This window comes from Corallococcus aberystwythensis (genome assembly GCF_003612165.1).
In the GTDB taxonomy this organism is placed as follows: Bacteria; Myxococcota; Myxococcia; order Myxococcales; family Myxococcaceae; genus Corallococcus; species Corallococcus aberystwythensis.
This window is the reverse complement of sequence record NZ_RAWK01000117.1, coordinates 19,200-29,229: the sequence shown is the minus strand read 5'-3', so window position 1 is coordinate 29,229 and position 10,030 is coordinate 19,200. Positions and strand designations below refer to the sequence as shown.

At 71.3% G+C, this 10,030-nt stretch carries 8 protein-coding genes; 6 read left to right on the top strand and 2 right to left on the bottom strand.

What is annotated here, in order from left to right:
- A partial coding sequence (locus tag D7W81_RS20315; RefSeq protein WP_147445559.1) for a hypothetical protein occupies window positions 1-1,887 on the bottom strand: 1,887 nt, incomplete at its 3' end.
- Between the two features lie 194 nt (window positions 1,888-2,081).
- Between D7W81_RS20315 and D7W81_RS20310 the strand changes: the two genes are divergently transcribed.
- Complete coding sequence (locus tag D7W81_RS20310; protein WP_147445558.1) at window positions 2,082-2,780, top strand: hypothetical protein; 699 nt, start codon at window positions 2,082-2,084, stop codon at window positions 2,778-2,780.
- Between the two features lie 142 nt (window positions 2,781-2,922).
- Here D7W81_RS20310 and D7W81_RS20305 read toward each other — a convergent pair whose 3' ends face one another.
- Window positions 2,923-3,846 (bottom strand): L-threonylcarbamoyladenylate synthase, encoded by a 924-nt coding sequence (locus D7W81_RS20305; protein WP_244227313.1) that lies wholly within the window; start codon window positions 3,844-3,846, stop codon window positions 2,923-2,925.
- 68 nt (window positions 3,847-3,914) lie between these two features.
- Between D7W81_RS20305 and D7W81_RS20300 the strand changes: the two genes are divergently transcribed.
- The 5 genes from D7W81_RS20300 to D7W81_RS20280 all read left to right on the top strand — a co-directional run bounded on the left by D7W81_RS20300 (window position 3,915) and on the right by D7W81_RS20280 (window position 10,030).
- Window positions 3,915-5,330, top strand: coding sequence for a TIGR01777 family oxidoreductase (locus D7W81_RS20300; RefSeq protein WP_120557031.1), 1,416 nt, complete (start codon window positions 3,915-3,917; stop codon window positions 5,328-5,330).
- Between the two features lie 71 nt (window positions 5,331-5,401).
- Window positions 5,402-6,328: an ABC transporter ATP-binding protein gene (locus D7W81_RS44150; protein ID WP_120557030.1), complete on the top strand. Its 927-nt coding sequence runs from the start codon at window positions 5,402-5,404 to the stop codon at window positions 6,326-6,328.
- Entirely contained in the window at window positions 6,325-7,047 is a 723-nt protein-coding gene (locus D7W81_RS20290; protein ID WP_120557029.1) for an ABC transporter permease, read from the top strand. The genes D7W81_RS44150 and D7W81_RS20290 overlap by 4 nt, the downstream gene beginning before the upstream one ends.
- On the top strand, window positions 7,044-8,915 hold the full coding sequence (locus D7W81_RS20285) for a motility-associated ABC transporter substrate-binding family protein (RefSeq protein WP_120557037.1): 1,872 nt from the start codon (window positions 7,044-7,046) through the stop codon (window positions 8,913-8,915). Before D7W81_RS20290 ends, D7W81_RS20285 begins: the two co-directional genes overlap by 4 nt.
- Window positions 8,912-10,030 (top strand): hypothetical protein, encoded by a 1,119-nt coding sequence (locus D7W81_RS20280; protein ID WP_120557028.1) that lies wholly within the window; start codon window positions 8,912-8,914, stop codon window positions 10,028-10,030. Before D7W81_RS20285 ends, D7W81_RS20280 begins: the two co-directional genes overlap by 4 nt.

Here is a 10,030-nt window from a genome sequence, read left to right as displayed (position 1 = left end):
CCTCCGGCATCCCCGCCCCCGCGGCACGCGCCTGCCTGGCGGGGGCGGGCCCAAGGGCCTGGACTGGGTGGCCATGCAGTCCAGGGTGACGCGGGCCTCCGCCAGGCAGGCGCGTGCCGCGGGGGCGGGGATGCCGGAGGATTGCTTCCACACCGAGGCTCCCGCAGCGGCGGCAGCCTGGAGGCGTGCGTCCGGGGCTTGCAGGATGCCGGACAGCAAGTGCCGCCGGTCTTCGGGGGGGAGGTTCCGCTCCGCGACGTTCCTGACGCGCGCGGCGGAAGGCGTGCCCTTGAGGGCCTCGGCCATCACGAAGAGGAGGGCGTCGTAGGTCGGGGCGATGCGCGGGCTCCGCTGCCAATCCAGCAGCAGGTCGAGGACGGCCTCGCGTCCGCCCAGCCGGTTCGCGTGGGGTGGGGTGAGCAGCTTCGCCACGACGGCGGGCGTGGCGGCCAGTCCGTCGAGCAGGCCGGGGTCGCGCTCCATCACCCAGTCGAATAGGGCCTCGGCGCGCGCGGGGGCGCCGAGGCCCAACTCATTGCGCAGCATGCCGATCCGCGCCACGGGCAGCGGCCTGAGCACGTCGATGAGCTCCCCAGGCGGCAGCTGCGCGACGTGGCGGGACAGGATGTAGAGGGACTCTGCCGGGCAGCGAACCTCCGTGTTGGCGATGGCGAGCAGCCGCGTTGCGGACAGGGCCATGTCGTTGGCGTGGGTGAGCTCGGAGCAGGGAGTGGCTTCGGTCCAGCGCTTGAACGCCGCGGTGCTGGCGGTGCCTTGTTCCTGGAGCTCAAGGACGATGTCCTGCAGCGTGGAGAGGCCGGGATGCTCACGGCGGACCTGGTCGAACCACGCGTTCTCCAGCGAGGTGAACAGGGTCCCCTGGAAGGACTGGATGCTCGGCCATTCACCCTTGCGCAGGCGCAGGAGTGCGTCGATCCGGTCGGAGGGAAGGCCCGCGGCCTGTGACAGGAAGTCGCGCTGCACGGCGGCGGGCTGGCCCCACAGCCATTGGGCCAGGGGCCCCGCGCGGCCTTCCAGGATGCCGGTCCGCTCTGGCAGGCGGATTCGCTGGGCCAGGGACATCAATGCCAGACACTGGGGACCCGGGCAGGCGCCCTCCTGGAACAGGCGGGGGAGGGCCACGCGCAGGCCTTCCGGCTGGCAGTGGAGCGCGAGGACCGCGTCCAGCAGCTGCTTCTGCCGTGCGAGGCGTTCCACGAGCTGGCCGCGCTGCTGGGGCGTGGCGGTGACGCCGCAGAGAAGCATGGCGGGGGTGGGGGGACTCAGCGGGTACAGCTCGCGCGCGGTGGGATGCGCGGCGTATTCCATTCGCGCGACACCCACGCCTTCGCGCGCGAGGCCCGTCAGTTGGGTGAGGGCCTCGGTGCACGGGTGCTTTGGGGCGTAGGGGCCGCCAATGCAATCGAACTCGCTGACGATGGCGTGATAGCGGAAGAGTGGGTCGGCTTGCTTCGCCCAGGCCTCACAGTCCACCGGCTCCACGCGAGCCTCGGAGCCCGCGCGGGTGATGATGGCGTCGCGGCCATCCAGGAGGAAGCGCAGGTCCTGCGTGTCGGGCGTCATGCCCCGGGCTTCGAGCCTCAGGACCGGATCCGGGACGCCGCTCGCCTCCAGGACGGTGAAGAGGAACTGGCAGCCGCCAACGGAGTTGGATTCTGGGGAGGGTGGCCGGGTGCCGTCGGTGCAGGGGAGGGGAAGGAAGCCGACAGCCGCGGGGCGCAGGTCATGGCGATCCTTCTCTCCGAAGAAGGCGCGCTCGGCGGTGTAGAGCGCGGTGAGGCCGCACACGGCTTCGGCGGAAGGGTCCGGAGGCGCGCCGGAGGCCATGGCCAGGACGACCCATAACCACCCCGTGGCGATGCCCATGCGGTTGTTCCCCTCTCCAGGAAGAGAGCCTGGGCGACCTGGGCTGCTGACCGCAAGCCCCTGGGGCGTTCGGTGACCCGGCTTTCGTCGCACCCCGTGATCCTCTATGTCCGCATGCCGCGCGCATCGCGAGCGATGCCTGCGATTGAGGGCCTTCATGGGAAGAGGCCCGTGTCTTGGAATGGAGCAATGGGATGAAGCTTGGGGCTTTGGGGCTGCTGGCGGTGTTGGGTGTGTCCGCGGGTTGCGCGTCGGGGAAGCCCACCGCGCTGGATCGGCGGCAGGCGGTTCGCGACGCGCAGGACAAGACCTACCGGAGCACGGAGGGGTTCCAGACGGTCCGCTGGGGGATGACGCCGGACGAGGTGCGCGCGGAGCTGCCCGAGGCGGCCGTGGGCCCGGATGGAACCCTGCGGATGAAGGCCACCATCGCGGAGGTGCCGGCGGAGGTGTCGCTGGGCTTCCTGGACAACCGGCTGGCGGCGGTGGACGTGTTCTTCCCGGACGTGGCGGATCCGCGCACCTTCCACTCGCTGATGCGGGACCTGCTCACGCGCAAGTATGGCGAGCCGAAGGCACCCATCGAGGTGGCGCGAGCGCTGAAGTGGGAGAAGCTGCCCATCCGCTTCGCCGCGGACCTGGCGCCCATCGAGAACGTGGAGGCCTCCGCGACCGTCCAGACGACAGAGAGCATGCTGTCCTCCCAGTCACGTCCCAAGCTGCTCAACCGCTGGACCACGCTGGAAAGCCACGTGAACCTGACGCAGTGGTCACTGCTGTCCCGGAGCATCATGGCCATCCAGTACGAGTCCGCGAAGTACGCACCCAGACGCGCGGACCTCATCGGGCGCTACAGCACGAAGGCGCGGCAGGACCTGGTGAAGGACCTCTGAGCCGTCCCAAGCCGTTGGACGTGAAACCTCTCCCGACCGATGAGAAGGGGAGAGCCCGGCGGGGGCTGCCCTGTCGGCGGCGCACTTCCCGAACTGGTCCGACTGTCGGACCAGTTGGGACCGCGCCGGTCCGGAAGGGCGCCTAGCGGGGCGCCGCCGCGCGGGAGAGCCGGTCTCGCACGGCGATGCCCAGGCCGCTCGCGGCGGGCAGACAGGCCACGAGCACGTCGTGGCCCTGTTCGTCGGCTTCGCGCAGCCGCGCATAGAGGACCCGCGCGGCCTGCGCCGGTTCTCCAGGGACGTCGAAGCGCTGCACATCGTCAGGCAATGACAGCGACGCGGGCCCCAGGACTCCGACTCGCAACCCCTGTGCACGCAGGGCTTCCACGCGTTGCACGACTTCATCCGGCTCCGCGAGCACCACGCCTGCCCTGGGGGCGTAGTGCGACGCCAGCGATCCAGACACGCGCACCGTGGTGGATGTACGCACCGGCACCGTACGACCCAGCACGCGCTCCACGTCCTCTGTCGCCAGACCTCCGGGCCTGAGAATCGCGGGCGCTCCGGAGGACAGGTCCACGATGGTCGACTCCACGCCCACCGTGGACGGACCTCCGTCCAGCACCAGGTCCACTTCGCTGCCCAGGTCGCGCTGCACGTGCTCCGCCGTCGTCGGACTCACCCGGCCGAAGCGGTTGGCGCTTGGAGCCGCCACGCCTCCGCCCAGCCGCTCCAGCACCTCCATCGCCACGGAGTGGCCGGGCACTCGCAAGGCCACCGTGTCCTGACCTCCCGTCACGGCGTCCGTGGCCTTTGACGTGCGCGGCAGCACCAGCGTCAGCGGCCCCGGCCAGAAGGCCTTGGCCAGCGCCCTCGCTTCGTCCGGTACCACCCGGGCCCACTCCGGCAGGTACTCCTCGTCCGGGATGTGGACGATGAGCGGGTGGGTCGCCGGACGGCCCTTGATGGCGAAGACGCGACGCACGGCCAACTCGTCCTCGGCGTTGGCCGCGAGTCCGTAGACCGTCTCTGTTGGCAGGGCGATGACACCGCCGCGTCGCAGCAATTCAACTGCACGGTCGAGAAGGTCGGGAGTAAGCATGCTCGGGCCGCACTGTCTCCCCAGGAGAAACCATGGGCAAGTCGCACGTCTTCGATGCGCGCAGCCAGATGCCAGTCCCCGCCGCCGACCTCTTCTCCTGGCACACCCGCGAGGGAGCTTTCGAACGCCTGTCGCCCCCCTGGGAGACGGCGGAGGTCGTGGACCGCACCGGCGACGGCATCCGCCCCGGCGCCCGCGTCGTGGTGAAGCTCCACCTGGGCCCCATCCCCCAGCGCCTGGTCGCGGAGCACACCGCCTACGTGGAGGGGTCCTCCTTCCAGGACACCCAGCGTGAAGGCCCGTTCGCGAAGTGGATCCACGACCACCGCATGAACCCCTCGGGGCCCCAGGCCTCCGTCCTGGAGGACGCCATCCAGTATGAGCTGCCCGTGGGGACGCTCGGGGACACCTTCGGCGGCGGCTATGCGCGCAAGCGCCTGGAGCGCGTGTTCGCGTACCGCCATGCGCTCACCCGCGCGGACCTGCGCCGCCATGCCGCGTTCGCATCCCAGGGGCCGCTCACCGTAGCCATTGGCGGCGCGTCCGGCATGCTGGGCTCCGCGCTGTCGGCGTTCCTCACCACCGGCGGCCACCGCGTGAAGCGGCTGGTGCGCGGCCGTGCGAACCCCGCGCGCGGGGACATCGCCTGGGCTCCCGACAAGGGCACCATCGACGCGGCGGGGCTGGAGGACGTGGACGCCGTGGTGCACCTGTCCGGCGCCAACGTGGGCGAGGGCCGGTGGACCGACGCGCGCAAGCAGGAGCTCCTCAAGAGCCGCACGGAGACCACCCGCCTGCTGTCGGAGACCTTGGCCCGTGCTACCCGCAAGCCTCGCGTGTTCATCTGCGCGTCCGCTGTCGGCTACTACGGCAACCGGGGCGACGAGGAGCTCACCGAAGCTTCGTCCTGCGGCGATGGCTTCCTCGCGGACGTCACGCGCCAGTGGGAGGCTTCCACCGCGCCCGCGGAAGCCGCGGGCATCCGCGTGGTGCACCTGCGCATCGGCGTGGTGCTGGACGCGCGTGGTGGGGCGCTGGCGAAGCTGGCGCTCGCGACCCAGGCGGGCGGCGGCGGGCCCGTGGCCTCCGGACGCCAGTGGATGAGCTGGGTGTCCCTGGAGGACGTGCTGGGCCTCATCCAGTTCTCCCTCTTCACCCCGTCCATCCAGGGGCCCGTCAACGCCGTGTCTCCGAACGCGGTGCGGCAGGGGGAGCTGGCGAAGGTGCTCGGCAGGGTGCTCCACCGGCCCGCCGTGTTCCCGCTGCCGGCTGCCGTGGTGAAGACCCTGTTCGGGCAGATGGGCGAGGAGACCCTGCTGTCCAGCACCCATGCCCTGCCCACGGTGGCCCAGGCGCACGGGTTCCCCTTCCTCCTGCCCGACCTGGAGGCCGCGCTGCGCTTCACGCTGGGCCGGACCACCGACGGCGCGGAATACCGCCACGGGTAGGCCCCAGGCTTGACACTCCTCGGGAGGGGCGACAGAAGTGCGCCGCTTCCCCCTCGCTTCGAGGAGTCCTGATGATCCAGGTCGAAGGGCTGACGAAGTTCTACGGCGAGCACGCGGCCATCCGGGACCTGGCCTTCACCATCGGCCAGGGCGAGGTCATCGGCTTCCTGGGCCTCAATGGCGCCGGCAAGTCGACGACGCTCAAGATTCTCGGGTGCGTGCTGCTGCCCACCTCGGGCCGCGTCGTCATCGACGGGCACGACGTGGTGAGCCAGTCCCATGAGGTGCGCCAGCGCATCGGCTACCTGCCGGACGTGCCCCCTGTCTACGAGGAGATGACGGTGGGCGAGTACCTGGCCTACGTCGCCCGGCTGCGCGACGTGCCCGCGAAGGCCACCGCGTCCCACGTGGGCGAGGCCGAGGAGAAGACCGGCCTGCGCGACGTGCACGGCGAGGTCATCTCCACGCTGAGCCACGGCTACCGCCAGCGCGTGGGGCTGGCGCAGGCCCTGGTGCACAAGCCCTCGCTGCTCATCCTCGACGAGCCGACCAGCGGCCTGGATCCGCTTCAAATCGTGGAGATGCGCGACGTCATCCGCGGCCTCAAGGGCGCGCACACGGTGCTCGTGTCCAGCCACATCCTCCCGGAGATTTCGCAGACGTGTGACCGGCTGCTCATCATCCACAAGGGCACGCTGCTGGCGCAGGGCAGTGAAGAGGAGCTGTCGCGAAGCCTGGGCGGTCCGTCCATCATGCTGGAGGTGCGGGGTGACCGGGCTCGGGCGCTCGAAGTGCTCCAGGGCTTCGGCGCGGTGGAGGTGCTGGAAGGAACGGGCGGGGTGCTGGAAATGAAGGTCGCGGCGGCGCCGGACCTGCGGCCCCAGGTGGCGCGGGCGGTGGTGGGCGCGGGCCTGGAGTTACTGCGATTGGACGCGAACGAGGGACAGCTGGAGGCGCTCTTCCTGCGCCTGACGCACGGGCAGGAGGTGCGGGCGTGAAGGCGCTCCTGATTGCTCGCCGCGAGCTGGCCGGCTACCTGCGCACGCTCAGCGGCTACGTCATCCTGGCCATCCTCCTCGCGGTGAACGGGCTGTTCTTCAACGCGTACGCCCTGGGTGGCGCGAGCAAGCGCTCCGCGGAGGTGCTGTCCGGGTTCTTCTACTACTCGAGCGGCTTCACCATCGTGGCGGCCATCCTCGTGTCCATGCGGCTGCTGGCGGAGGAGCGCCAGACGGGCACGCTGCCGCTCTTGTACGCGTCGCCGGTGCGGGACCGGGACATCGTGCTGGGCAAGTTCCTGGCGGGGCTCGCGTTCCTGGCGCTGTACCTGTTGCTCACGCTCTACATGCCGCTGCTGGTGCTGGTGAACGGCAAGGTGTCCTTCGGGCACGTGGCGGCGGGCTACCTGGGGTTGCTGCTGTTGGGCAGCGCGTCGCTGGCGGTGGGTACGTTCGGGTCGTCGCTCGCGAAGAACCAGCTGCTCGCGGCCATCTTCTCCGCGGTGATGCTGGTGGCGCTCATCCTGTGCTGGCTGCTGGCGCGCATCACCGAACAGCCGCTGTCGGACGTCTTCAGCGCCATGTCGCTGTGGAACCAGCACTTCCCCCCGTTCCAGGCAGGGCTCATCCACGTGCGGGACGTCGTCTACTACCTCGTCGTCACCTACGTGGCGCTGTTCGCGGCGACACGGGTGCTGGAAGCGCGGAGGTGGCGATGAGCACGCCGGCCTCTTTCGGGACGGGGCTTGCCGCGACGGGTGCGTTCGTCGCGGGGCTCATGGCTGTATTCCTCGCGGAGCGGGTGCTGGGCGTGGGCTCCGGCCGCGTAGCGCTGGCCGCGCTGGGCACCGCCGTGGTGGTGGCCGCGACCGCGTGGCGCGCGGTGCGGATGATTGCCGCGCCCACCGAGCGGCGCGCGCTGGAGCGGTGGGTGCTCACGCTGTACGTCGTGGGGCTGGCCGCGCTGGTGCTCTACTTCGTGAAGGGGGACGTGGGGACGGCGCTCCTCGGTGAGCCGCTGTCGCGCTCCGCTCCGAAGCTGTCGGCGGTGCTGGCGGTGTTGTTCCCGGCGCTGCTCCTGTGCTCGCTCGTGCCGCTGGCGATGGTGGAGGCCGCGCTCGTGGCGATGGCGCGGGCACCGGTGCCGGAGACGGGCCGGGTGAAGAGCGCGCTGTTCTCCGGTCTGGGCGTGGCGTTCGTCGTCGTGTTCGCGTTCGCGGCGACGTACGTGGCCACGCAGGCGGATGCGACGTGGGACCTGTCGTACTTCCGGACCGCGAAGCCGGGCGATGCGACGCGCAAGCTGGTGCGCGGCCTCAACGAGCCCTTGCAGGTGACGCTCTTCTTCCCGCCCGCGAACGAAGTGGGAGAGGCGGCGCGGCAGTACTTCCGCGACCTGGAGCCGGAGAGTCCGCAACTGGGCGTGGAGGCGTTGGACCAGGCGGTGGAGCCCGCCCGCGGCAAGGCGCTGGGGGTCAGCAGCAACGGCTCCGTGGTGCTGTCGCGGGGCGACCGCAAGGAAGTCCTCACGCTGGGCCTGGATCCGGAGCGTGCGCGCGGTCAGCTCCAGCGGCTGGACGCGGAGGTGCAGCGGCGGTTGCTGGCGGTGGCGAAGCCCCGGCGCATCGTCTACCTCACGGGAGGCCATGGGGAGCGCGCCGACACGCGGCCCGTTCCGGGTGAAGCGGCCCGGCCTTCGGTGGCGCAGTTCAAGGAGCTGCTGCGCGCGCAGAACGTGGACGTGCGCACGCTCACGGTGGCGGAAGGGTTGGGCACGGCGGTGCCGGGTGACGCGGCGATGGTGGCGGTGCTGGGGCCCACGCGGGAGCTGCTGCCGGAGGAGGCCACCGCGCTGCGCGAGTACTGGGAGCGGGGCGGGCGGCTGTGGATTGCGCTGGAGCCGGATGGCGCGGCGCTGGAGCCGCTGCTCCAGCCGATGGGGCTCAAGTCGCTGCGCGTGCCGCTGGCGAATGACCGTGTGTACTTCCGCACCACGCGCCAGCAGAGCGACCGGGGCAACCTGGGCACGGCGAGCTTCTCCTCGCATCCGTCGGTGACGTCGCTGTCCGCGCTGGGCTCGCAGGGCGCGGTGGCGTTCCCGGGAGCGACGGCGCTGGAGCAGGTGTCCCCGCCGGTGCCCGGCGTGCTGCTGGACACGAGCGTGCGCGCGCACGGGGAGACGTTCGCGGACCGCAATGGTGACTTCGAGCCGGAGACCGGCGAGGTCACGAAGGCGTGGCCGCTGGTGGTGGCGGTGGAGCGGCCGGTGGGGGAGGGGAAGCCCGCGCCACGCGCGGTGGTGATGGCGGACGCGGATGCGCTGGGTGACGGCATCCTGGGCAACGTGGGCAATGCGTATCTCGCGGTGGACACGCTGCGCTGGCTCTCTGGCGAGGAGGCGCTCTCCGGCGCGACGTCGAGCGAGGAGGACGTGCCGTTGCAGCACACGCGCTCGCAGGACGTCGTGTGGTTCTACGCGACGGTCTTCGGGATGCCGGTGGTGGTGCTGGCGGTGGGCTTCTTCGTGACGCGGCGGCGCGGACGGCGCGCGCCCCGGAGCACCGTGGTGGCGGGAGGTGCGCGATGAAGGCGCGCGATGTGGCGGTGCAGGGAGTGCTGGCGGGCGTGGCCCTCGTGGCCGCGTTCTTCGTGTGGCAGCGCGAGCCTTCGCGTGCGCCGGGCGAGGTGACGGTGGAGGACGCGCAGGCGAGCGCGCTCGACCGGATCCGCTACGACGAGGAGACGCGCTTCGTGGAGCTGTTCCGCGACGCACAGGACCGCGACACCGTCTGGGTCCGTCTGGGCAACAAGCCCGCGAAGCCGGGCGCTGAATCCGTGATGGATGCAGGCGTTCTCGCCCGTGCATCCGATGACGCGGGAAGTGCCACGCTCGACGCGGGAGCGCTGGGCCGCGCGACGTCCGACGCAGGCTCCGATGGAGGGGCGCTCGCAAACGCCCCCACCGACGCGGGGACTTCCGCCCCCGTGCCTCCGCCCCGCGAGCTGCGTGGCAACGACGTGGCGCGGAAGCTGTTCGCCCGCTTCGCTCCACTGCGCGCGCAGCGGGACCTGGGCGTCCTGGACGACACGAAGCTGGCCGAAATCGGCCTCGCGAAGACGGAGCGCGGCCTGACGCTTACTTTCGATGGAACACCCAGGACGTTCCGCCTCGCCGCGCCCGCTTCGGGCTGGGGCGCGCCCTACCTCCAGCGCACGTCCGACGGGCACGTCTTCCTCCTTGGCCCCGCGCTGCTCACGGACCTGGAGGCCGCCGCCAGCCGGCTCGTGGACCGGCGCCTGCACACCTTCGACGTGGACGGCTTCGACCGCGTCGTCATCTCCACCGGCACCCCGTCCCGCGCCTTCGTCGCCAGCGGCAAGCCCCCCGGCGCCGTGCAGCTGGCGCCCGTGGACGCCCCGGGCACTCCGGACGACTTCGCCCGCAACTGGCATGACCGGTTGTGGCGCCTCACACCCGTGGACTTCCTGGGCCGGGGCGAGGCCCCTCCAGGCCCGGCCCCCACGCCCTCCTTCCGCGTGGAGTACCAGCGCGGCGGCAAGACCGTGGGCGAGCTCTCCATGGCGAAGGCGTCCGACAACTCGTGGTACGCGCGCACGGAGTACACCCCCGGCTGGGCGCGCATGGGCGGCGGTCTGGAACTGCTGGCCGAGGACGCCGTGAAGCTCACCGCGCCGCGCTGA

Bases quoted from the DNA above. Each gene is read 5' to 3' on its own strand.
- D7W81_RS20280 (WP_120557028.1), top strand. From the start codon at position 8,912: ATGAAGGCGCGCGATGTGGCGGTGCAGGGAGTGCTGGCGGGCGTGGCC.
- D7W81_RS20310 (WP_147445558.1), top strand. From the start codon at position 2,082: ATGAAGCTTGGGGCTTTGGGGCTGCTGGCGGTGTTGGGTGTGTCCGCG.
- D7W81_RS44150 (WP_120557030.1), top strand. From the start codon at position 5,402: ATGATCCAGGTCGAAGGGCTGACGAAGTTCTACGGCGAGCACGCGGCC.
- D7W81_RS20300 (WP_120557031.1), top strand. From the start codon at position 3,915: ATGGGCAAGTCGCACGTCTTCGATGCGCGCAGCCAGATGCCAGTCCCC.
- D7W81_RS20285 (WP_120557037.1), top strand. From the start codon at position 7,044: ATGAGCACGCCGGCCTCTTTCGGGACGGGGCTTGCCGCGACGGGTGCG.